The following is a 23498-nucleotide window of genomic DNA, read 5'->3' on the forward strand; positions in this document are numbered from 1 at the left end:
GCCCGCCCTCAGCGGCGCGTCTCCGGGAACAGCAGGTCGATGAACCGTTCCGCGGTGGGCCGGGGCTCGTGGTTGGCCAGGCCCGGCCGTTCGTTGGCCTCGATGAACACGTGCTCGGGCCCGTCGAGGTCGGGGACGAGGAAGTCCAGGCCGGTCACGGGGATGCCGATGGCGCGGCTGGCGCGCGTGGCGGCTGCGGCGATCCGGGGGTGCAACCGGTCGGTCACGTCCTCGATCGTCCCGCCGGTGTGCAGGTTCGCCGTGCGGCGCACCTGGACCCGCAGTCCCGCGGGCGGGACGTCGTCCATCCCCCAGCCGGCCGCGCGGACGTCGGCACGGGTGGTCTCGTCGAGGGGGATGCGCGACTCCCCTCCCGTCGCCCGCTCCCGCCGTCGGCTGGCCGCCTGGATCAGTGCCGTGACGTCCCGCTCGCCGTGCCCCACCACCTGCGCCGGGCGCCGGACTGCCGCGGCGACGACCTCGTGGTCGATGACCACGACCCGGAGGTCGGCGCCGGGGACGCACTCCTCGACGAGCACGTCGGGGCAGTGCCGGAGCGCCAGCGCCACCGCCTGCTCGAGGTGCCCGCGCTCCCGGACGCCCACCGTGATGCCCTTGCCCTGCTCCCCACGGGCGGGTTTGACGACGACCTCCGCGCAGCGTTCCAGGAGCTCCGCCGCGGGCCCCAGGTCGCCGTCGCGCGCCTCGGCCGCTGCGGCGACCCGCACCCCGGCCCGGTGCACGATGCGGCGGGTGACCCGCTTGTCGTCGCACCGGCTCATGGCGACCGCGGTGGTGAGCTCGGACAGGGACTCGCGGGTGCACACGCTGCGCATGCCGAGGGTCAGCTGCAGCTCGCCGAAGGCGGCGTCGGTGACGTCCACGCGGATGCCCCGACGGAGCGCCTCGTCGGCCAGGATGCGGGCGTACGGGTTCAGCTGGTCGAGCTCCGGCGGCTCGCCGACGAACAACGGCGCGTTGAACCGGCTCTTGCGCTTGACGCAGACCGCGGACGTCTGCCGGAACCCGAGCTTGCGGTAGAGGCCGATCGCCCCGTCGTTGTCGTGCAGCACCGAGAGGTCGAGGTAGGCGCGACCGCGCGCGGCGTAGCGCTCGGCGAGCACGCGGACCAGCGCCTCCCCGGTCCCCGCAGGCGCGCCCGCCCGGTCCACGGCCAGGCACCAGAGACTGCTGCCGCCTTCCGGATCCCCGAACGCGGCCAGGTGGTCGACGCCGGTGACCGTTCCGACGAGACGGCCCGTGTGACGGTCCTCGGCGACGAGGTAGGTGACGGCCCGCCCGTGGAGGTTGCGCTCCATCACCTGCTCGTCGCCCGGGAGCATGCCGTTGACCGCCTGCAGCCGGTTGATGTCGCACAGGTCCGCGGGGCGCGTCGCCAGCCGGACGAACACGTCGGGCACCAGCTCGCGACGAGGGCGGTACCGGTGCAGGTCCAGCCGCATCGTGTACGAGGGGTCGATGAACAGCTCGTCGGGAGCCAGCCCGACGAGCACCTGGGGACCCCGCGGGTAGATGCAGATGTCCCGCAGCCCCTGTTCTTCCCGCCGGGACTCCTCCAGCAGCCGCCGCAGGGACGGGTAGGTCTGGCCGAACAGCAGACGGCCCCAACCCAGGTCGACCGTCGATTCGGGCCGCATCCCGCGGAGCTGGTGGTCCGACGGTTCCCGCCACCAGGACCCGGTCATCACCGGCTCCGGCAGGACCGCTGTCCGGCGCACCTCGGGCCGCATCACCATGACGGAGTCCCGGGAGAGACGCTCCGGCCGCGCACCGTGCCCATGTCGTTCCCTCGGTCCTGCACCGACGAGCCGCGCTGGCCGCTGCGCGTCATCGATGCGCGGAGGAACCGGCTCGTCAGGGGGCCGCTCCCGGTGCGGCTCTTTCCACCCGGGCGCGTTCCGGCACTGTGCCCCCGGTAGGGGCCGCGAGACCCCGTGGGCGCATGCGTGGCCATCCGGAACCCGTTCCCGGGGACCGAGGGTCCTCGGCGTCGTCGGCCCCCCGAGCCGGAGGCGGGTCCAGGTCAGCAGCTCTGCGACGTCCCCGCCGCCGACATCGACTCCGCCGGCACCCACCACCGCACGTACTGAGCGGTTCGCCGCCCAGCGCGGTGACCACCGCCACGAACGGGACCCCACCCCGTCGTAGTCGCGGCCGATCACCATCAGCCCACCCGGGATCCGCGAAGGGGTAGATGCCGATCCGGTCGAGGACCTGCATGTCGCTCCGGCCTACTCACGGCTGGATGGCGCAGCGTTCCCGACCGCGCCGAGCCCGCTCCGTCAGCTGGGGCCCGGAGCGGGCGGGACGGTTGCGGGCGGGTCTCAGCCGGCTGTCGCGCGGGCGGCCTCGACGATGAGGTCGGCGACCGCGCCGGGCCGGGACACGGCGACGGCGTGGGAGGCGTCGACCTCGACGGCCGTGGACTGCGCCCGCTGGGCCATGAAGATCTGCGCCTCGGCCGGAACGGCGAGGTCCTGCCGCGTGACCAAGGTCCAGGACGGGATCGTCCGCCAGGCCGCCGCCGTCGCCTTCTCCTCCAGCGCCTCGCTGGTGATGGGCCGCTGCGTCGCGACCATCAGCTCGGCGACCTCCGGCGGAACATCGGCGGCGAACACCTGCCGGAACTTGCCCGGCTGGATGTACAGGTCGGTCACCGTGCCGCCGTTCCCGTCGCGGACGGGAACGGGCTCTAGCGCGGACCCCAGCTCGTTGCCGGGGAACTTCCCCGCCAGCTCACCGGTGCTCTCCCCTTCCTCCAGCAGGAAGCTGCCCACGTAGACGAGCGCCCGGACGCCGGGGTGCCCGTCGGCGGCCACGCTCATCACCGAGCCGCCGTAGGAATGACCGGCCACCACGATCGGGCCGCGCACCCGGTCCAGGACGCTGCGCAGCTGGTCGGCGTCGTCGCGCAGGCCCCGGAGCGGGTTGGCCGCAGCGATGACCGGGTAGCCGTCGCTCCTGAGCTGCTCGATCACCCCGTTCCAGCTGGCCGATTCGGCGAACGCGCCGTGCACGAGGACCACGGTCGGCTTCTCCTGGGCCGTCGTGCCCGCGTCGGTGTCGATGGTCATCGTCGTTCCTCTCGATCCGCAGCGACCGGGACGACCGGTTCGGCCGCGTCAGCGCTGATGGATCGACCGTAGGAAGCCAGGCCCCCTCGTCGCGTACGTCAGATGACCGTCGTGCCGACGGTGGACCAGCCGGTCACGGACCGATGGCGGCGCGCAGGGCGACGCGCGACGTGATCCCCAGCTTAGGGAAGATCCGGTGCAGGTGCGTGCCGACCGTCCGGTGCGAGAGGTACAGCCGCGCGCCGATCTCCCGGTTGGTCAGGCCCTCCGCGGCCAGCTGCGCGATCAGCAGTTCCTGCGGGCTCAGCTGCTCGCGCGCCTCCGGGGTGCGCGGCCTGCTCTGCTCCCCCGAGGCCCGCAGTTCCTGCCGGGCCCGGTCGCCCCAGGCAGCTGCTCCCACGGCATCGAAGGTGTCCCGCGCGGCCCGCAGCGGGGCCCGGGACTCCGCCGCCCGCCGGCACCGCCGCAGCCAGGCCCCGTGGGCCAGCTGCAGGCGGGCACGGGGGAAGGGCCAAGAGCCCAGGTCGGCCGCCAGGGCCGCCGCGAACAGCTCCTCGGCCTCGTCGTCAGGGGCCAGGAGTGCTCGGCCGTAGCGCAGCCCGATGTGGAGCACCGGTGAGGGCGTGCGCGCTGCGAGCGCCTCGAGGTCGGTCAGTACCGGCTCGACCTCGGCGCGGTGCCCGCTGTGGACGGCGGCCTCCACCAGGTCGCCGACGGCGAAGCTGCGCACCACGGGGTGGTGGCCAGGGTCGGCGGGGTCGGAGAGGCGGACGAGGTGGTCCCAGGCGGCCTGGTGCCGCCCCTGGCTGAGCGTGACCATGCCCCGGGCGAGCTGCACACCCGCCAGGACGGCGTTGGAGTCGACCTGCAGGCCGAGCCGGGCCGCGGCGGTGAGGCGTTCCTCGACGTCCTCGCCACCGCAGACAGCGGAGACGACCGACCGGACCACCTGGGCGACGGCTCCCATCAGCGGCTGGGCGGAGTCCGCGGCGAGCCGGGCGGCCTCGTCGGCGGCCGTGGCCGCCAGGTCGAACCGCCCGACGTTGAGCGCGCTCCACGCCTGCACGGCCAGGGCCCGGCCCAGCAGCCCGAGCCGGCCGTCGCCCCGGAGGCCGGTCACCGCCGACGTCAGGAACTCGACGGCGAGCGGGAAGTCACCCACGACGCTGGCCGCCTCGCCGGCGGCCTGCGCCCGCGCCGTGTCGAGCGGACCGTCGGACACGGCCCGCAGCCGTGCGTGGAGCATCGCCCCCCGGTCGAACGGCGCCACGTAGGAGAGCACCTCGAGCACGAGCACGTCTTCCGCGTCGAGCGTCTGCTCGACGACCTCCAGCAGGTGGTCCCGCGCCTCGGCGCCCGGCTCGGCCCACCAGCACCGCAGCGCCGCGGCCCGGAGGAACCTCAGCGCCTGGTCGGCCCGGCCGTCGGCCGCGGCCGTGGCGGCGACCTCGGTCAGCATCCGGGTGCCCGCCCGGACGTCGTGGACGCCCTCCTCGAACCCGTCCCGGATCACCGTCATGCGGGCCCGCTCCCGGGCGGGAACGTCGAGGCCCGCCGTCTCGCGCAGGAGGCGGTCGACGACGTCGGGACGCCCCCACTCGAAGGCCAGCTCGGCCGCTCGCAAGAAGCGCCGCGCCCGCTCCGCCGGGTCAGCGGTCAGTCGGGCGGCGCGCTCGATCGCCGCCTGGGCCGCCGCCACGCCACCCCGGCGCTGGGCGCGGGCCGCAGCGTCCTCGAGTTCGGCGGCGACCGCGTCGTCCGGCGCATCGGCGGCGGCCGCCCGGTGCCAGATCTGCCGGTCGGCGCCGCGCAGCGTCCCGGCCAGCGCGATGTGCGCGCGCTGCCGCTCGGCGAGGGTGGCTCGCTGCCGGATCGCGTGGCGGACCAGCGGATGACGGAAGACCAGCTTCCCGCCGTCCGCGGCGACCAACCCCACATCGACGGCCGGGGCCAGTGCCTCCGCGGTGACCTCGGCGCCGCGGAGTGCGGACGCCGCGACCAGGGCCTCCCCCAGGTCGCCCTCATCATCCAGGGCAGCGACCAGCAGCAGGTCCCGGGTCGCGTCGGCCAACCCGGGGAGTCGGGCCGCGAACGCCTGCTCCAGTCGCGCGGGCAGCGTCAGGGGTGCCCAGTCGTCCCGCGCGCCTCCCAGGGGCAGCTCGGCCAGCGCGAGCGGATTGCCCGCGGCCGCTGCCAACAGGCGCCGGCGGCCGGCCGGATCGAGCTGGGGTGCCCGACGCGCCAGCACGTCCTCGGCGGAGCGACGGTCCAGGCGTTCCAGGTGGTGCTCCTCCAGCGCCGCACCGGAGAGGACGGGCGGGAAGCCGTCGCGCTGGGCCGCCACCATCACCACCGCCTCGGACTCCAGCCGCCGTGCGACGAAACCGAGGACGTCGGCGCTGGGCCGGTCGAGCCAGTGCGCGTCGTCGACGACGAGCACGAGGGGCTGGTCCGCGGCGCTGTCGCTGATCAGGGTCAGGGCCGCCAGACCGATCAGGAAGAGCTCCGGTGCAGCGTCGTCGGTCATGCCGAACGCCGCCTTCAGCGCGCGCCGCTGTGGGGCGGGCAACGCGGAGAGACGACCGAGCAGGGACCGGACCAGCTGGTGGAGGGCGGCGAACGGCAAGGTCGTCTCGGACTCCACGCCGGTGGTGGCGAGCACCCGCAGCCCGCTGTGGGCCGCGGCTTCGCACACGTGGCGGAGCAAGGCGGACTTGCCGATCCCGGCCTCCCCGCGGACGAGGACGGCGGCGCCGCGGTACGGCAGGCCGCGGAGCAGCCGGTCGAGCGCCTCGATCTCCGCGTCCCGGCCCACCAGGCCGGCTGTCGCCATGTTCGCGCCCATCAACGCTCACCACCGTTCGGCTGCCGCGCGATCCGCGCCGCCCTCGACGACGGCAAACTAGTGCGGCGGGACGTTCCCGGTAAGGGGCCGGGACGACCTCTCCGGTTCGCGGTACGGCGAGGCAGTTGTCGCAGTCGTGGATCTGCCGTCGCTTCGCGGCGAGCTGGCGGACGACGTTGAGCGGAGCCGACTCCCTGCTCTGCGATGGCGTCGCCGGGTCGTCCTGGTCTGCAGCCATGCCCGGATGCTCGCCGGGCGCCGGGCCACGCACCTCCGTCAGCTGAGTCGTCGTCGACGTCATCCGGCGCACGCAGCGCGGCCCGTTCCGGCGCAGACCGACGACGACGAGGCCACCGTGGTCACGGCGCGATGACGAGGTCCGCCACGAGGTCGCCGTCCATCGTGAAGCGGTAGCGCAGGTCGATGACCCCACCGGGAAAGTTGCCCTCCAGGTGCTTGATGGCGACCCAGTACGCGTCGTCGGTGCGCTCCGCGGCGACGAGGGCGCTCGTGTACGTGAACTCGGCCCCGGCCTTGGCCAGGAAGCGGCGGATCTCCTCGGTCCCGCGGTAGGTGACGCCGTCGTCGACGACCACAGCGGTGGGCGTGAAGGCGCGGAGCGCGGTGTCCGCGTCGCCGTCATCGTGCGCAGCCAGGTAGCTGCGGATCGTGGCCGGGAGCTGGTCGGACTGGATGCTGGTCGGTGTGGTCATGGCCCCACGGTGCGGCCGTCCGATGAGGGAAGGTCAAGCGCTGGACTCTCCCCCGGGGAGAGGGTGCACAGTTCACCCATGCTGGCGATCGGGGAGTTCTCGCGGCTGACCCACCTCAGCGTGCGCACCCTGCGCCGCTATCACGACGCCGGCCTGCTCGAGCCCGCGGCGGTGGACGCCACGACCGGATACCGCTACTACGGCGCGGATCAGATCCCGATCGCCCAGGTCATCCACCGGCTGCGGCAGCTCGACCTCCCGCTGTCCGACGTCCAGCGCATCCTGCGCTCCCCCGACCCGGGCACCCGTGCCGGCCTCGTCGCCGACCATCTTCAGCGACTCGAGACGGAGCTGGAACGGACTCGCGCCACGGTCGTGTCGCTGCGCCGGCTGCTCCGACCGGAGCCGGCCCCGTTGGACGTCGAGCTCCGCACGGTTCCGGCGACGACGGTGGCAGCGGTCGAGGACGACGTGGCGTACGAGGAGGTGCTCGGCTGGTACGCCGGCGCCATGGCCGAGCTGGACGCCGTGGTTCGCCGGCCGACCGGTGCTCCGGGCGGGCTGTACGACAACGCCTTGTTCGAGGACGGCCGGGGGCACGTTCTCGTGTACCGGCCGACGGCGGAACCGCCGCGCAACGGCCGGGTGCACCCGGTCACCCTGCCCGCCGTCGAGCTCGCCGTGACCACCCACGTCGGCGAGCACGACGACATCGACGTCACCTACGGCGAACTCGGCACCTGGGTGGTGAGCAACGCGCTGGCCGTCGCCGGGCCCGTACGGGAGACGTATCTGGTCGGCCCACGAGACACCGCCGACCCGGCTGCCTGGCGCACGGAGATCGGCTGGCCGGTCTTCCGGATGGCCCCGCGATGAACGGTCGGCCCGGCCCGTACGGCGAACGTGCGACGACGCCGACTCTTCTTTTGCGGCCGCGGCCCGGACAGGCTGGAGCTCGACTCAGGACGGCGCCACCAGGACGCTGCGGTGGCCCGGCCGCTGGCATCGACGGTATCCCGACGTCCTCGGGTGATCCTCCGGCGTCGCCCATGAACCCAGTCCAGATCACCCGCTTCGGCGTGCCCGAGGTCCCGACGTCGTCGACGTCCCCGAGCCTGCGGCCGGCAGATCAGCAGCTCTACGACGTCCCGGCCGCCGGCAGCACCTTCGCCGTCACCCACCACGCCCAGTCGTGCGAGTCGGCGACTGGCCTCCCGCCCCCTCAGGAGTTCATCGGACTCATCGTGTCCATCTCCCCCGCCCCGGGGACCGTGAGGGCCGGGATGGCTTCCGGGGCGACGAACAGCAGCAGGCCGAGCGCGAGCAGCACCGCCGCTGTCCCGTACGTCGCGATCCTGCGCCACGGCAGGGTCTTCTCGACCGCGATCAACCCGGCGACGAACGCCATCCACATGATGCTCATGACGCCCAGGGCGAACAGCGAGGCCATGAGTGCCCAGCAACAGCCGACGCACCAGGCACCGTTCTTCGCGCCCATCAGGAACGCACCCCGGCGACCGTCCCGCCACGAGCCGAGCAGAAACCCGAGCGGGCTGCGGCACTTGCCGAGACAGACGTCCTTCAACGGGGTCAGCTCGTACACCGCCGCGACGACCAGCGTGCCACCCGCGATCCATCGGCCCGCCCGATCCCAGCCGAGAATGTCACCCGGCACCCGGCCGAGGATCCCGGCGAGCGCGAAGGCGAACAGTCCGGCGCCGGCCCACGTGGCCAGATAGCCCCCGGCGAAGAGCAGCGGTCGGAGTGGAGACCGCTGCCTGGTCATGCGCGAGTACAGGGCGATCGTCGGTGCGACCGACGGGAACATCATCGCCGCCATCATCAGGACCCAGACCCCCAGGAACCACCCGAGCGTTCCCAGGCCGGTCCAGGGCCCCTCGTCCATGCCCCGCATCTGGTCGGCGGTCCACCACCACCCAGCGCCGGCCAGGATGACGAGCGCGGCGACCAGGACGAGCCGCACCCGCACGGCGGCGAAGGCGGGCCCCATCCCCCCGCCAGCGGTGAGCCGTTCCCGGGTGGGCGCGCTCATGGCGGTCAGGCGGCCCAGGAGAAGTCGGAGGTCGACAGGCCGGTCTTGCCCTCGTACCTGATCCCGAAGGCGTCGATCCGCGAGCTCCGCGCCTCGGCCATGGTCAGGTTCGCCCCGGCCGGATGGAACATCCCGTCGAACCGGACCGGCTGCCCGTCTTCCTTGCCGAACGGCACGATGTCCTCGACCTGGAACTCGATCACGTCGCCGACCCGGACGCGGTGCAGCAGCCCCTCGTGGCCGATCTCGATCTCCGCCCGCTCGACACCGACGATCTCGCCGACGAGAGGAGCCAGCGCGGCCATCGGGCCGCCGAGCTGCCCGCCGAAGACCTTGACCAGCTTGTCGAACTGGTCGTCGTCGGCCTGGTCGTCGACGAACACGCCGAGACGCCAGCCACCGTCGGTCATGACCTTCGGGGTGTCGATGATCGCCACGACACGACGGCCCCGGACATCGGTGCCCTCGACCTCGCCCTCGCGGATGTCGAAAGCCAGGGTCGCGCGGCAGTAGTCGTAGGTGGCGCCGTGGTCGAAGGAGAGGTTGCAGGGGCACATCAGCTCGCACGAGCACGTCTCGGCGTAGCTGCCTTTGACGTTCCATGACATCTCCGGCTCCCTCCACAGGAGGTGGCCAGTCTCGGACCCCCATGACTGGCCGGTCAACCACGTCGGGAGCGGACCGCCCACTTCTCGTCCGTCATCCCGGCTCGGGTGGTCGACGAGCCACGCCCTGGCCTCCCTGCATGCGTGCCGTGCAGATCACCCGCTTCGGCGGCCGCGAGCTCCTCGACATCGCCGACTGCCTGACCACACGCCAGGGCCTGGTCAGCAGCTCTACGAGTGAGCTCGGCAGGAGTCAACTTCGCCGACACCCACCACCGACTGTTCTGCAACTGACCTCACTGCTGGAGTGGGGAACACCAGGCCCACCGACGGGAACGAGGTGATCGACCGGCCCGCCCTGCAGACGGCATGGTCAGCAACACGCAGGCCAGCACACGGACGAGGTACACCAATCCACGCGACACGGCAGTCCGGCCGGATGCCACACACAGCACCGTCCCTGCGGACCGGAGATCCCCGACGAACCCGGGCCCGGAGCGACGATCCGTGCGTTGCCGGCTTCCTGCCCCGAGACCTACCAACCGCATCGCTCAAGTCCAGTGAATGGGCCGAGCGTGGAGCCGGAGACGGACGTGGAGGTCAGGCCGAGGGTCCCAGGGCGCGATCGCGCGGTGCGTGGTAGCTGTCGGCCCAGGGACGCAGCGACTCGAAGGTGCCGCTGGCGGCGAGCACGTCGCTGTCGGCGTACCGACGTCCCTGGATCTGCATGCCCACGGGCAGCCCGTCGACCAGCCCGGCCGGGATCGATGCGGCCGGGTGACCGGTGAAGTTGGTCAGGTACGTCGGGCACCAGCCGATGTAGGGGTCGACCTCGACACCTTCGACCTCGCTCGGCCCAACAGTCGTGCCTGGAACCTCGGAGTTGAGGACCGGCATGGCGCTGAGGGTGGGGGTGACCAGCAGGTCGAAGTCGGCGTACACCGCCTGGACGGTGTCGTAGACCGCGGAGCGCATCACGTAGTCCTGGTCGAGCTCGCTGATCGTCATCCCGTACACGTGGTCGGCCCAGCGCAGGTAACCGTCAGGGAAGTCGTCGCGGTGCTCGCCGAGCAGGTCCAGACCGTTCTTCTTCATGTTCTCGAAGGCGCCCACGTTGACCAGCATGATCTGCCGGCACCACAGGTCGCTGAGCTCGCGCTGGCCATAGGGCAGCGTCAGGTCGATCTCCTCCACGACGGCCCCGGCGTCACGGAAGGCCTGAACCGCCTGGCCGACCGTCTCGCGGATACGTCGGTCGACGGGAAAGACCCCGAAGTCAGGGGTATAGGCGATCCGCATGCCGGAGATGTCCCGGCGCACATCGCGGGTGAACTCGTGCGGTTGGCCGTCGATGCTGAACACGTCGCCCGGGTGGTAGCCCGACAGCACGTCGAGCACCAAGGCGGCGTCCTCGACGGTGCGCGTCAGGGGTCCCTCGAAGAGGAAGGGCATCGTGCTGCCGAACGCGTTCGGCCGGACGACCGAGGGAACTCGCCCGAACGACGCCTTGTACCCGTACAGCCCGCACCAGGCGGCGGGGATCCGGATCGATCCGCCACCGTCCGTTCCCTCGGCGAACGGCACGAGCCCGTCGGCCACGGCTGCGGCGCTGCCACCGGAGGACCCCCCGGGGTTCCGGGAGGTGTCGAAGGGGTTGGCGGTCGCCCCGAACAACGGGTTGTCGCAGGTGCCCCGGAAGCCCATGACCGGCGAGTTGGTCTTGCCGACGATGATTGCGCCGGCCCTCTCGACGCGCTCTGCGAAGATGCAGTAGGCGTCGAGGGAGAAGTCGGCCAGCGCGCGGACGCCGCCGAAGGTGGCCGGCCAGCCGGGCTTGAAGTCGAACAGGTCCTTGATCGCGGTGGGTACGCCGTGCAGCGGGCCGATCTCCGAGCCGTCGGCGAGCGCCCTCTCCGCCTCCCGGGCGGCCCCCCGGGCGCCGTCGACGTCGGTGAAGACGAAGGCGTTCAGGCTGGGGTTGCGCTCCTCGATCCGGGCGGCGCAGGCATCGACGAGCTCCGTCGGTGACACCTCTCGGTCCCGGACGCGCCGGGCGAGCTCCGTCGCACTGACATAGGCGAAGTCGGCGTCATCCAGCACTGATTCCTCCACGGTCGGAGCAGGCGGTGCGCTCGATGCTAGGGCCCCGGCGGTCGGGCCGCCTCACCCCAGATCCTCGATCCAGGGAGACGAGCCCCGGCTCTGCCGCCCAGCGGCCGGCCGACGTACCTGCCCAGCACGACGCAGGCGGCGAGGCCAGCCCGATCGTCGCGGCCCCCACGACGACCGCGAAGAGGCCCCGGTAGATGGCGAGCCCGGGCAGCAACGGGACGATGCCGCAGACCGCGACGAGCAGGGGCGGGATCCGCAGCCGATCGGACAGCGCCTCACCGCAGGACCCGACGACCACGGCCGCCGTCGCACTCGCCACTGCTGGGCCGGCACTCAACGCGGCAGCCGTGGACGACGTCGTCCACGCCAGCGCGCCGGCCACCGTGGCCACTCCGACGGCAAGCGGGCGGGCATGTGACGCCACCGCCCAGACCCCGACCATCCCAGCTGCGGCGGCCGACGCCACGGCGAACGGCACGGTGAAGGTGGACGGGTCTAGCGCGCTCAGCGGGACCTGCGCCCGATGCCCGTGGTGCAGAACTCCGGCGACGCCAACGACGATGCCGGTCGTCGAGGTGAGCACGTCGAGGGCCCGCGCCGCGGCGGTGAGGGGAAAGCCGCTGATCGCGCCCTCAGCAGCGCCCACAAAGGGAGACCTGCCAGGAGCACCACGATCCCGGCGACGACCAACGACGTGCGGACCTCGACCTCCCACACGGCGAGGAGGGCGTCACGCCCGCATAACGCCTGAATGACACCAAGGCGCGGTTCCCCTCACTTCCGGCGGCGCCCGCGTCCCATGGGGACGTCCAGCGCGCGAAGGACGGGGGCGACGAGCTGTCGGGAGCCCGGCCCACCCGGGTTCCCGTTCGGCGCATCACCGCGACCCCATGAGCGTGCGCGACCAGGTGTCCGGCCGGTCACCTGAGCGAGGGGCGGCGGGCTCACGGAGACGGGTCGGTTGTCCTCGGCTCGGCCGACCGCGCGGCCGTACTCGTCAGGACTGCGACCCGCGCGACGTTGGCGAGGCCCTGTCCTGCTGCTCATGCGTGCCGTGCAGATCACCCGCTTCGGCGGTCCCGAGGTCCTCGACGTCGTCGACGTCCCCGAGCCGGAGGCCGGCCCCGGCCAGAAGGTCTACGACGTCTCCACCGCTGGCGTGAACTACGCCGACACCCACCACCGGCTGTCTCGCAACTGACCTCACGGCTCGCGGGCGGGCGTCTCGGGGAGCCGCGCATGCGGCGACTCCGTGTCGTCACGCTTACGCGCAACTGGTCCATGTCCCCGCGGTTCGTCCACCCGGTGAACAGCCGGCCAGTGGAACGGCGCTCAGCCGAGGGATCTCGGGCAGATCGTGACGCGCACACGCCAGGCAGATCTCACGGGACGAGCCCCGACCAGCTGCGGGGCCGGGCATGCTGACCTCGTGCACCACATCGGGATCGACCTCGCCTGGGGGCTCAAGCAACCCACCGGCCTCGCCGTGCTGGACGACGCCGGCCGGCTGGTGCACGTCAGCGCGGTGCGCACCGACGAGGAGATCGAGACCGCGCTGGCCCCGTTCACCGCCGGCCCGTGCATTGTGGCGATCGACGCCCCGCTGGTGGTCACCAACGCCAGCGGGAACCGGGCCGCCGAGCGGGCGCTCAACGCCGACTTCGCGAGGTTCGAAGCCGGAGCGCACCCGACGAACACCGGCAAACCCGAGTTCACCGATGGTGACACCCGCGGCGGGCGGATCGGCCGGCGCTTGAAGCTGGACCTCGACCCCCGCTCGGGCCGCGACCGCCGGGCGATCGAGGTCTACCCGCACGCGGCGACGGTGGCGCTGTTCCGGCTGGGCCGCACGCTGAAGTACAAGAACAAGCCCGGCCGGATGCTCGAGCAGATGCGCGCAGAGCTGCTGCTGCTCATCGATCTGCTGGCCGCGGTGGCCGAGCTCGACCTCGGCGCACCGTTCGCCGCGCTGCGCCGGCAGGTGCAGGCCGCCACCCGCAAGAGCGAGTTGCGGGCGGCGGAGGACCAGGTGGACGCCGTGGTGTGCGCCTACGTGGGATGGATCGCCGCCCGGCGCCCGGACGAGGTGACCACCTACGGCGACGCGGCCGGCGGCGCCATCGTGACCCCGACCCTGCCGCCGGACCTGCAGCCCGGCCCCCGGGTCGCCGCACCCCCGGCCGACCCGGTGCAGCAAGCCATCCAGGCGTACGCCGACGGCCGGCCCGAGACCCTGGTCGCCGGCGCGCAGGCGCTCGCGCTCGTCACCGGGGTGCTCGACGACGCCGGGATCAACTACCTGTCGGTGACCGGGCGGACCAAGAGCATCGCCTCGTTCGCGGAGAAGGCGGCCCGCACGGTCGACGGTGTGCCTGCCTACCCGGACCCGGCACGGGAGATCACCGACCAGATCGGCGTGCGGGTGATCACCTACGTGCAGAGCGACGTGGAGGCGGTCGCCGAGCTGCTGGCCGCGCAGGTGCAGGTGATCGACGACCTCGACATGGGTCGGCGGACCGCGCAGCAGGGCCGGTTCGGCTACTCCAGCCGGCACCTGCTGATCGGCGTGGACCCGGGCCGGGCGGACGAGCTGCCAGAGCTGGTCGGGCGCGTGGTGCAGGTGCAGGTGCGCACGGTCCTGCAGCACGCGTGGGCCGAGTTCGAGCACGACATCCGCTACAAGGGCACGGTGCCGGACGAGCACGCTCCCGAGTTCGACCGCCGGTTCACCCTGGCCGCCGGGTTGCTGGAGCTGGCCGATCAGCAGTTCACCGCGATCCGCGAACGCCTCCGGGCACCGGTTCCCAGCGACGAGGCCGACGACATCGACCCCGACGACCCTCGGATCGCGCCCCGGGAACTGGCTGCCTTCCTGGCCGGGCAGTACGCCGACGCCGGCTGGTCGCGCCCGGACCACTACACCTGGATCTCCGGCCTGCTGCTCGAACTGGGCGTGACCAGCCTGGTGGAGCTGGGTGAGGTGCTGCGCGGTGTCGACGACAGCGGCATCACCGCCCGGATGGACTACCGCTATCCCCCGGGCGCCGTGCGCCGGCTGGACGACACGCTGCTGGCCGGCTTCGGGCAGCGGTACGTGGACCTGCACGGCAACGCCGACCGGCGGTCCGCGCTGACCACCCGGCTGCAGCGCCTCACCGTCGGCTGATGGCGCCGTCCTCTACGAGCTGGTCGCCGTGCGCGCCGACGCCCTCGCGCGCGCGAACGGCCAGAGCGGGACGAGCAGGACGGCGGCGACCGCAAGGAAGGGCGCGATGCGTCCCCACGGCGAGCCGGTGGGCACGAGGAGCACACCGGACACCAGGCTGGTCGCCACCGCGAAGCATGTCGACGGGTCCGTGAACGTGCTCTGGAAGCGCCCCGCGTACCACCGGCCCCAGCGCGGCAGCGGCCGAGGACGGGCCCGCACGATCTCGTCCATGTCCCTGCGCACCACGAAACCGAAGTGCAACGACGTCCGGCAGACCAGCACGGTCAGCCACCCGAAGAGGACGGCGCACAGGAACACCGTGAGCGCGGACTCCCACCCGGGTTCGCGGAAGAGGTGCTGTGACTGGGCGACGCCGAGGAACGAGAGCAGCCAGAAGGCTATCGCGCTGATCTGGTCACCGGCGCTCATGTCCGCGAGGCGGTGGCTCCGCCGGGTGCGGGCGTCGAACGCCACCGTGAGGGCGAGCGCCCAGACGAGCGGTGCGACGAACCAGCCACCGTCGACGCCGGGATCCCCGAGCGCCCCGACGAGGAACGCGTTCGCCGTCGTGGCGAAGACACCGGCCAGGTTGACGAGGCCGTAGACGTTCCGCCGGAGGAACACGTGCCGGTAGAGCGCCGACGCGGCGGTCGGGACACCTACGACGGCGACTGCGATGACGGCAGTCGCCACGCCGGGACGCAGCGGCGGTGCGAAGCGGCCGTAGGCGACCGCGAGCCCGAACGCCGCCCCGAGGCCCAGGCCGACCAGCCACATGTTGCCCGTCACGGGATCGCGCAGCTGCTCAGCGAGCTGGGCTCGCACCGACCGCGGCGCCGGGCGCTCCGGCCCCACCTCTGGCGGCCCGCCCTCTGCGCCGTCGACCGGTGGGACGGCAGTGCGGGTTCGGTTCTCGGGCCGGGCCCACGCACCGACGACCAGCACCACCGCGAGACAGCAGGCCGACGCGACGCGGTGCGCCCGGCCCGGTTCTCCTGCGCGCATTCCTGCCTTCCGCCGTGGGTGGCTCGTCCGTCGACCAGCATGACCGCCGCTGCGGGTGGCCGGCGGCGACACGCCCCAGGGCCCTTGCCTAGCCTCGGGGCATGCGTGCTGTGCAGATCACCCGCTTCGGCGGTCCCGAGGTCCTCGACGTCGTCGATATCCCCGAGCCGGAGGCCGGTCCGGGTCAGAAGGTCTACGACGTCTCGACGGCGGGGGTGAACTACGCCGACACCCACCAGATCGAGAACAGCTACCTCGCCGAGCAGAAGCTGCCGCTGATCCCGGGTGCGGAGTTCGTCGGCACCCCGGTCGGCGGCGGGCAGCGGGTCGTCGGCCTGCTCGACGGCGGCGGCTACGCCGAGAAGGTCGTGGCCCACGACTTCCTCACCTGGGCCGTGCCCGACGGCGTGAGCGACGAGCAGGCCCTCGCCGTCGTCCTCCAGGGCTCGACCGCCTGGCACCTCCTGCGCACCAGCGCGCACCTCGCCGAGGGCGAGACCGTCGTCGTCATCGCCGGCGCCGGTGGGGTCGGCTCGCTCGCCGTCCAGCTGGCCCGCCGCTGGGGCGCCGGCCGGGTGATCGCCACCGCCTCCAGCCCGGAGAAGCGGCAGCTCGCCGAGGAGCTCGGCGCGCACGCGACCGTCGACCCGGCGCTCGCCGACGACGACCCGAAGGCCTTCACCGGCGCCCTCCGCGAGGCCAACGGCGGCAAGCCGGTCGACATCGTGCTGGAGATGACCGGCGGCAACGTGTTCAGCGGCTCCCTGTCGGCGCTCGCGCCGTTCGGCCGGCTGGTCACGTACGGCATGGCCGCGCGGCAGCAGACCCACGCCGTCCCGCCCGGCATCCTGATGCAGAAGAGCCGCGCGGTCATCGGCTTCTGGCTGGCGCACTGCATGGCCCGCCCGCAGATGATGGACGCCGCCATGACCGACCTGCTGGCCATGGTCGACGCCGGTGAGCTGAAGCCCGTCGTCGGCGGCCGCTACCCGCTCTCCGCCGTCGCCGACGCCCACCAGGACCTGCTCGCCCGCCGCACCACCGGCAAGCTCGTCCTCGACCCCGCCCGGTAACCGGCTCGAACGGCCCCGCCGCAGGGGCCTGCCGCGAGCGAAGCGAGCGGTGGGGGCGGCGGGGCCCGTTCTCAGATCAGGCGGTTGGTCCAGAACAGGCTGAGGACGGCGCCGATCAGCACCACCAGGACGCCGGCCCGCACGAACCACGGGCTGATGTCCTTCGGCTCGGTGGTGTAACCGATCTGGCTGCCCAGGTCGGCGTACACCTGCTCCAGCTCCGCGGCGCTGGCGGCCTCGCTGTAGCTGCCGCCGGTCTGGTCGGCGATCTCCTCGAGCGCCGCGCGGTCCACCGGCACCGGCACCCGCTCGCCGTCGATGTCGAGGGTGCCGTAGTCGGTGCCGAACGCAATCGTGGAGACCGGCACCCCGGCGGCGCGCGCGGCCTCGATGGCCTGCGTGTCGTCCCGGCCGACGGTGTTGGTGCCGTCCGACAGCAGCACGATCCGGGCCGGCGGCGGCTCCTGGCCGCTGCTCTCCAGCGAGGCCTGGAAGTTCTCGATCGCGGCCAGCGAGGTGAAGACCGCCTCGCCGATCGCCGTCGCCTCCGCGAGGTCCAGGTTCTCGATGGCGACCGCCACCTGCGCGCGGTCGGTGGTCGGCGGCACCACCGTGGTGGCCGTACCGGCGAAGGTCACCAGGCCCAGGTTGATCCGCTCGGGCAGCACGTCCACGAACTCGGTCGCCGCCCGCTGCATCGCCTGGAACCGGGTCGGCTCGACGTCCTGGGCCTCCATGGAGAGCGAGACGTCGACGGCCATGACGACGGTCGCCCGCTCCCGCGGCACCCGCACCTCGGTGCTGGGCACGGCGAGCGACACCACGAGCGCGGCCAGGCCGAGCGCGACCAGCCCGAACGCCAGGTGCCGCTTCCAGCCGGGCCGCTTGGGCACCAGCGAGCCGAGCAGCGCCACGTTGGTGAACCGGGCGGCGTAGGCCTTACGCCGCAGCTGCAGCACCACGTAGACGGCCACCAGCAGGGCGACCACCAGCAGGGCCAGCAGCCACCACGGGGACTGGAACGTCATCGAGAGGCCCCTCCGCTGCCGGCACGCCGGCGTTCGGCGACGAAGCGGACGACGTCCATGAGCCAGTCACGGTCGGTCCGCAGTTGCAGGTGGCCGGCCCCGGCCCGGCGCAGCGCCGCGGCCACCCGCGCGCGCTGGGCGGCGGCGCCCTCGGCGTACCGGGCGCGGAACTCGGCGTCGCCGGTCGGTACCTCGAGCGTCTGGCCGGTCTCGGGGTCGACGACGGTGAGCAGGCCGACGTCGGGCAGCTCCAGCTCGCGGGGGTCGACGACCTCGACCGCCAGCAGATCGTGCCGGGCGCCCAGGCCGCGCAGCGGCCGCTCCCAGTCGTCGTCACCCAGGAAGTCGGAGATCACCACCACCAGGCCGCGCCGGCGCGGGGGGCGGCGCAGGGTCTCGAGGGCCGCGGCGAGGTCGCCCCGGCGGCCGGTGCCGGCCCGCGGCGTCGCCACCACCGAGCGGAGCAGCCGCTCGGCCGCGAGCCGCCCGGGCAGCGCCGGGTACCGGTCGACCCGCTCCCCCGTGGTGACGACGGCGCCCAGCCGGTTGCCGCCGTGCACGGTGAGGTGCCCGACCGCCGCCAGCCCGGCGATCGCGAGGTCACGCTTCTGGCAGTTCGCGGTACCGAAGTCCAGGCTCGCCGAGAGGTCGACCACCGCCCACGTCTCCAGCTCGCGGTCGGCGATGGTCTCCCGGACGTGCGCCACCTGGGTGCGGGCGGTGACCGGCCAGTCCATGCGGCGGACGTCGTCGCCGGGGTGGTAGGTGCGCGAGTCGCCCGCCTCGCTGCCCGAACCGGGGACGAGGCCGAGGTGGTCGCCCTGCAGCAGGCCGTCCAGCCGGCGACGCACGGTGAGCTCGAGGCGGCGGAGCAGCACGTCCGCCGGCCCGTCGGTGAAGCGCGGCGGCGCCCCGTCCTCACCCCCCGGGCCGGCGCCCGAGCTCGGCGTCGCCGGGTGCAGCAGCAGCCCCTTGTGCTCGGGCGCGGCCGGCGGCGGCTCCGCCCGGCGACGGCGGCCGATCACGTCCGCTGCGACCCGGGTGCGCCGTTGGGGCTGCCGTGCGCGCCGTGCTCACCCGGCGCCGGCCGGCCGGGACCCTGCGGTCCGTGGCCGTAGTGCGGGCCGGCCTGCGGCTGCGGCCCGTTCTGCCCCCACGGCCCACCCTGCGGCATGCCCTGCGGCGGGCCGAAGAAGGGCCCGGCCTGCCCCTGGGGCACCGACGGCCCGCCCGGCACGCCGGGGCCCCCGCCCGAGGCGCCCTGGCGGGGCGCCACCTGCGGCAGCGGGACGGTCTGCACGATCCGCTTGACGATGTGGTCGGCCGGCACGCCGTCGGCGAGCGCGTCGTAGGAGAGCACCAGCCGGTGGCGCAGCACGTCGGCGGTGACGTCGAGGACGTCCTGCGGGAGCACGTAGTCCCGCCCGCGCACGAGCGCCAGCGCCCGGCCGGCCGCGATCAGCCCGAGCGAGGCCCGGGGGCTCGCGCCGTAGGAGACCCACGTCGCGACGTCCTCCATGCCGTGCTCGCGCGGCGACCGGGTGGCGACGACGAGGCGCACGACGTAGTCGACGAGGGCGTGGTGGACGAACACCTGCGAGGCGGTCCGCTGCAGCCGGCGGAGCTCGTCGGGGCCGAGCACCGTCTCGGCCACCGGGGGCTGGGAGCCCATCCGGTAGATGATCTCGCGCTCCTCCTCGGAGCTCGGGTAGTCGACCAGCACCTTCATGAGGAAACGGTCGCGCTGGGCCTCCGGGAGCGGGTAGACGCCCTCGTTCTCGATCGGGTTCTGGGTCGCCAGCACGAGGAACGGGTCGGGCAGCGGGTGCGACACGCCACCGATGGAGACCTGCCGCTCGGCCATGACCTCCAGCAGCGCCGACTGCACCTTGGCCGGGGCCCGGTTGATCTCGTCGGTGAGCAGGAAGTTGGCGAAGACCGAGCCGAGCTCGGTGTCGAAGGCGTCCTGGCCGGCCTTGTAGATGCGGGTGCCGATGATGTCGGCCGGCACCAGGTCGGGGGTGAACTGCAGCCGGGAGAAGGTGCCGCCCACGACGGTCGCCAGCGTCTCGACGGCGAGGGTCTTGGCGACCCCGGGCACGCCCTCGAGCAGCACGTGGCCCCGGGCGAGGAGCGCGACGAGCATCCGCTCGACCAGACGGTCCTGGCCGACGATGACGCGCTTGATCTCGAAGAGCACCCGTTCCAGCCGGGCGGCGTCGACCGAGGGGGGCACGGGCGCCTGCGGGTGGGCGGGCGCGCTCTCGGTCGGTGTGCTGGCAGCGCTGGACACGTGGCTCCCTGGTCGTGCCGGGCCGCGACCACCCGGCTCGGGCAGGCCGTCGACGGGGCCGTGCCGTGCCGGCCCCGGCCCAGTGTCCTACACCGGAGCCGTGTGCCGCCGCGCCGTCGCGACCCGCCGCGCGTCCCCGCCTGGAACGACTGCGGAGGGAGCGCGATATCCCTGCCCACGGCAGGCCGGGACTGCTAGCGTGTGCGGTGCGTCGGGCAGCTCCCCCCGTGGCTGCCCGACGCCTCACGTCCGGCGGTGGGTCCGCCGCTCAGCGGGCGCTGGGGCGCACGGCGCCCACGTAGCCGCGCCACCACATCGCCGACACCTTGACCACGTCGCCGCTCTGCGGGGCCTGCACCACCTGGTTCCCGCCCAGGTACAGGGCGACGTGCGTGATGGAGCCCGGGTTGCCCGGGTCGGTGCCCCAGAAGACCAGGTCACCGGGGCGCAGGTCGTCACCGGCCACCTTGGGCAGCGCGGCGTACTGGTCCCGGCTGTTCCGGGGGATGCGGATGCCGGCCTGGGCGTAGGCGTACTGGGTGAGGCCGCTGCAGTCGAAGCCCACGACGCCCGCGTCGGGGTCCTGGCCGGGGCCGGGGCCGCGCGTCCCGCCGCCGCCCCAGGCGTACGGCAGGCCGAGGTGCGCCATGGCGGCGTCGATGGCCTGCTGCGCCGCGGAGGCGTCGCCGGAGCCGACGGGCGCCGGGGTGCTGACCGGCCGGTCGCCGCCCCCGGGGGCCGGGGCGGGAGCGGGGGCCGGTCGCGGCGCCGGGGCCGGGGCCGCGGCCGGGGCCGCGACGGCGGTAGCCGTGAGCTCCGCCGCCTCCCGCTCGCCGACGAGGTCCTGCAGCTCCTCCTGGGCGGTGGCGAGCTCCTGCTGGAGCTGCTGCTCCTCGGTGGCGAGGTCGGCGGCCTGGGCGCGGGCCGAGATCTCCGCGGTGCGGGCGATCTCCAGCGTGGCCGTCGCCTCGGCCTGCAGCGCGTCGGCCTCGACCAGCGCGGTCTGCGCCACGGCGTCGGCGCGGTCGGCGCTCACCTTGAGCTCGGCGACCCGGACGAGGACGTCGGTCCGGTGCGCGCCGGCCGCCTCGAGCAGGGCGGCGCGCTCGACCAGCTGGCCGGGGTCGCCGGCCGTGACCAGCGCCGCCGCGCCGGAGTAGGTGCTGCCCTCCATGTAGCTGCGTCGCGCGAAGGCCACCACGTCGTCCCGGGCCACGCCGAGTTCGGCCGCGGCCTGCGCCGAGGCGGCCGCGGCGGCGTCGGCGTGTGCCCGCGCCGCCTCGAAGGCCTCCTGCGTCGCCTGGTACTCGTCCAGCGCGATCGCCGACCTGGCGCGGGCGGCGTCCACCTCGGCCTGCGCGTCCACCAGCTGCCCGCTGAGCGCACCGATGCGGTCGGCGACGGCGGCGGCGCGCCCCTCGGCGGCGGCGATCTGGCTGTCGCTGGGTCGGCGGGGCGCCGCCTCCGCGACCGCCGGGGTCAGCCCGAGCAGGACGAGACCGGCGAGCGCCGTCCCGGCGACCCGCAGCACCGTGCGGGCCCCCGGGGTGCGCGCCGTACCGCTCCGGATAGCGCTGTCCACGTTGTCCGACCTCTTCCAGCACATCGACGACCGGCGCCCGGGCAGGGCGCCACCGTGCTGGTGATCGGTGCGGACGGGGACGTCGTTGAACGCCTCTCACCCCGACGGGTGGGACCCCAGGTCGGGTGAGACGGCGGGAGGTGGGACGACGGCGGCTAGTTGACCTTGCGCTCGCTGCCGGCCCAGAAGTCCTCGCGCAGCTTGAACTTCTGGATCTTCCCGGTGGCGGTGCGGGCCAGCTCGTCGCGGAACTCGACCCGCTTGGGCGCCTTGTACCCCGCGATCCGCGCCTTGCAGTGGGCGATGATGTCCGCTTCCGTGGCCTGCTCCCCCTCGGCCAGGACGACGATGGCGGTGACCATCTCGCCCCACTTGTCGTCGGGGATGCCGATGACCGCGACCTCCGCGACCGCCGGGTGGCTGAACACCACGTCCTCGACCTCGATCGAGGAGACGTTCTCGCCGCCGGTGATGATCACGTCCTTCTTGCGGTCGGAGATCGTCAGGTAGCCGTGCTCGTCGAGCGATCCGCCGTCGCCGGTGTGGAACCAGCCGCCCTCGAGGGCCTCGGCCGAGGCGTCGGGGTTCTCCCAGTAGCCGGCGAGCACGGTGTTGCTGCGCGCCAGCACCTCGCCGCTGTCGCTGATCGCCATCCGGGTGCCGATCGACGGCACGCCCGCGCGGGAGAGCCGCTTGGCGCGCTCCTCGGGGTCGAGGTCGTCGTACTCGGCGCGCGGCCGGTTGATGGTCAGCAGCGGGGCGGTCTCGGTGAGGCCGTAGATCTGGTTGAACTCCCAGCCGAGCTCGGCCTCGACGCGGGCGATCGTCCGGGACGGCGGCGGCGCACCGGCGACGATGATCCGGACCCGGTCGCGCCCGGGGATCTCGCCGTCCCAGTCGGCGGCGGCGTCCAGGACGGCGTTCCAGACGGCGGGTGCCCCGGCCATCACCGTGACGCCGTGCTGGTCGACGCGGCGCAGGATCTCCGCGCCGTCGATCTTGCGGATCACCACCTGGCGGGCGCCGACGCCGGCCATGGCGTAGGGCAGGCCCCAGCCGTTGCAGTGGAACATCGGCAGCGTGTGCATGTAGACGTCGCGGTCGCTGACCTGCATGTGCATGCCGAAGGTGACCGCGTTGACCCAGATGTTGCGGTGGGTCATCTGCACGCCCTTGGGCCGCGCCGTCGTCCCGCTCGTGTAGTTGATCGTCGCCGTGGCGTCCTCGTCGGGCTCCGACCACGGCCGCGCCTCGTCGTCGAACCGGAGCAGCTGCTCGTACTCGTCCCCCGTGCCGAACCGGTGGTCGGTGCGCACGCCCTTGAGCGAGGTCTCCAGCTCGGGGTCGACCAGCAGCACCCGGGCGCCGGAGTGGCCGACGATGTACTCGACCTCCTCGGGCTGCAGCCGGAAGTTGATCGGGACCGCGACGCGGCCCGACGACGGCACCGCCAGCAGCACCTCGAGGAGCCGGGCGGCGTTGTGGCTGACGATCGCCACCCGCTCCCCCTCCCCGACGCCCAGCGCGTCGAGCCCGGCCTGCAGGGCGCGGCCGCGCCGGGCCACCTCCCGGTAGGTCACCTCGCCCAGGGACGGCGCGGGCTGCGCCGGCTCGTCGACGATGCCGACGCGGTCGCCGTAGACGAGCTCCGCGCGGTCGAGGAAGTCGCGACTGGTGAGGGGTACGCGCATGCCGGCTCCCGGGCTGCTGGGCCGGCGCGGGCCGGCCGTCGACGTGGTCCCCGTCACGCTAGCGGTCGGCGGGGACGGCGACGAGCGGCGAGGCGCCCGGCCGGCCCGGCGCCGCTCCAGCCGGGATCAGGGGACCTGATCATGGGGCGTCCTCCCGCACCGCGGGCCGTGCGGCAGGACGCCCGGCGGTGAGGG

The 23498-nt window shown here is 73.6% G+C and carries 18 protein-coding genes; 4 read left to right on the forward strand and 14 right to left on the reverse strand.

Features of this window, described 5'->3' with window-relative positions; translation table 11 throughout:
* Window positions 1-8: 8 nt before the first annotated feature.
* The 4 genes from ngg to ACI792_RS09965 form a co-directional block, all read right to left on the reverse strand.
* Window positions 9-1757 (reverse strand): N-acetylglutaminylglutamine synthetase, encoded by a 1749-nt coding sequence (ngg, locus tag ACI792_RS09950; protein WP_456602458.1) that lies wholly within the window; start codon window positions 1755-1757, stop codon window positions 9-11.
* Window positions 1758-2345: 588 nt separating this feature from the next.
* Window positions 2346-3095: an alpha/beta fold hydrolase gene (locus ACI792_RS09955; RefSeq protein ID WP_456602459.1), complete on the reverse strand. Its 750-nt coding sequence runs from the start codon at window positions 3093-3095 to the stop codon at window positions 2346-2348.
* A 133-nt stretch (window positions 3096-3228) separates the two neighbouring features.
* A complete protein-coding gene (locus tag ACI792_RS09960) occupies window positions 3229-5940 on the reverse strand; it encodes an ATP-binding protein (RefSeq protein WP_456602460.1) in 2712 nt (903 codons plus the stop codon).
* Between the two features lie 359 nt (window positions 5941-6299).
* Window positions 6300-6653 (reverse strand): nuclear transport factor 2 family protein, encoded by a 354-nt coding sequence (locus ACI792_RS09965; protein WP_456602461.1) that lies wholly within the window; start codon window positions 6651-6653, stop codon window positions 6300-6302.
* A 78-nt stretch (window positions 6654-6731) separates the two neighbouring features.
* On the opposite strand from ACI792_RS09965, the gene ACI792_RS09970 reads away from it, so the two are divergent.
* Complete coding sequence (locus ACI792_RS09970; protein ID WP_456602462.1) at window positions 6732-7529, forward strand: MerR family transcriptional regulator; 798 nt, start codon at window positions 6732-6734, stop codon at window positions 7527-7529.
* Window positions 7530-7875: 346 nt separating this feature from the next.
* Here ACI792_RS09970 and ACI792_RS09975 read toward each other — a convergent pair whose 3' ends face one another.
* From ACI792_RS09975 to ACI792_RS09990, 4 genes are all read right to left on the reverse strand, one after another.
* Window positions 7876-8706 carry a DUF2182 domain-containing protein gene (locus ACI792_RS09975; RefSeq protein ID WP_456602463.1) on the reverse strand — a complete coding sequence of 277 codons (831 nt, stop codon included), beginning with the start codon at window positions 8704-8706 and terminating at the stop codon, window positions 7876-7878.
* 5 nt (window positions 8707-8711) lie between these two features.
* Window positions 8712-9314 carry a DUF1326 domain-containing protein gene (locus ACI792_RS09980; RefSeq protein ID WP_456580541.1) on the reverse strand — a complete coding sequence of 201 codons (603 nt, stop codon included), beginning with the start codon at window positions 9312-9314 and terminating at the stop codon, window positions 8712-8714.
* Between the two features lie 597 nt (window positions 9315-9911).
* On the reverse strand, window positions 9912-11423 hold the full coding sequence (locus tag ACI792_RS09985; protein WP_456602464.1) for an amidase: 1512 nt from the start codon (window positions 11421-11423) through the stop codon (window positions 9912-9914).
* Complete coding sequence (locus ACI792_RS09990; protein ID WP_456602465.1) at window positions 11401-12069, reverse strand: threonine/serine exporter family protein; 669 nt, start codon at window positions 12067-12069, stop codon at window positions 11401-11403. The genes ACI792_RS09985 and ACI792_RS09990 overlap by 23 nt, the downstream gene beginning before the upstream one ends.
* Window positions 12070-12468: 399 nt before the next feature.
* Here ACI792_RS09990 and ACI792_RS09995 point away from each other — a divergent pair, with 399 nt between their 5' ends.
* A complete protein-coding gene (locus ACI792_RS09995) occupies window positions 12469-12624 on the forward strand; it encodes a Zn-dependent oxidoreductase (protein WP_456602466.1) in 156 nt (51 codons plus the stop codon).
* Between the two features lie 228 nt (window positions 12625-12852).
* The gene (locus ACI792_RS10000; RefSeq protein ID WP_456602467.1) at window positions 12853-14589 is read left to right on the forward strand and encodes a DUF429 domain-containing protein; all 1737 of its coding nucleotides are present in this window, start codon (window positions 12853-12855) and stop codon (window positions 14587-14589) included.
* Window positions 14590-14601: 12 nt separating this feature from the next.
* Here the strand turns inward: ACI792_RS10000 and ACI792_RS10005 are convergent, their stop codons facing one another.
* Window positions 14602-15420 carry a hypothetical protein gene (locus ACI792_RS10005; RefSeq protein WP_456602468.1) on the reverse strand — a complete coding sequence of 273 codons (819 nt, stop codon included), beginning with the start codon at window positions 15418-15420 and terminating at the stop codon, window positions 14602-14604.
* 317 nt (window positions 15421-15737) lie between these two features.
* Between ACI792_RS10005 and ACI792_RS10010 the strand changes: the two genes are divergently transcribed.
* Window positions 15738-16709 (forward strand): quinone oxidoreductase family protein, encoded by a 972-nt coding sequence (locus ACI792_RS10010; protein ID WP_456602469.1) that lies wholly within the window; start codon window positions 15738-15740, stop codon window positions 16707-16709.
* Between the two features lie 71 nt (window positions 16710-16780).
* Here the strand turns inward: ACI792_RS10010 and ACI792_RS10015 are convergent, their stop codons facing one another.
* From ACI792_RS10015 to ACI792_RS10035, 5 genes are all read right to left on the reverse strand, one after another.
* On the reverse strand, window positions 16781-17737 hold the full coding sequence (locus ACI792_RS10015) for a VWA domain-containing protein (RefSeq protein WP_456602470.1): 957 nt from the start codon (window positions 17735-17737) through the stop codon (window positions 16781-16783).
* Complete coding sequence (locus ACI792_RS10020; protein ID WP_456602471.1) at window positions 17734-18762, reverse strand: DUF58 domain-containing protein; 1029 nt, start codon at window positions 18760-18762, stop codon at window positions 17734-17736. The genes ACI792_RS10015 and ACI792_RS10020 overlap by 4 nt, the downstream gene beginning before the upstream one ends.
* Complete coding sequence (locus ACI792_RS10025; RefSeq protein ID WP_456602472.1) at window positions 18759-20030, reverse strand: AAA family ATPase; 1272 nt, start codon at window positions 20028-20030, stop codon at window positions 18759-18761. Before ACI792_RS10025 ends, ACI792_RS10020 begins: the two co-directional genes overlap by 4 nt.
* A 268-nt stretch (window positions 20031-20298) precedes the next feature.
* On the reverse strand, window positions 20299-21612 hold the full coding sequence (locus ACI792_RS10030) for an NlpC/P60 family protein (protein WP_456602473.1): 1314 nt from the start codon (window positions 21610-21612) through the stop codon (window positions 20299-20301).
* 155 nt (window positions 21613-21767) lie between these two features.
* A complete protein-coding gene (locus ACI792_RS10035) occupies window positions 21768-23303 on the reverse strand; it encodes a long-chain-fatty-acid--CoA ligase (RefSeq protein ID WP_456602474.1) in 1536 nt (511 codons plus the stop codon).
* Between the last annotated feature and the right edge of the window lie 195 nt (window positions 23304-23498).

It is taken from the genome of Blastococcus sp. SYSU DS0669 (assembly GCF_054050895.1).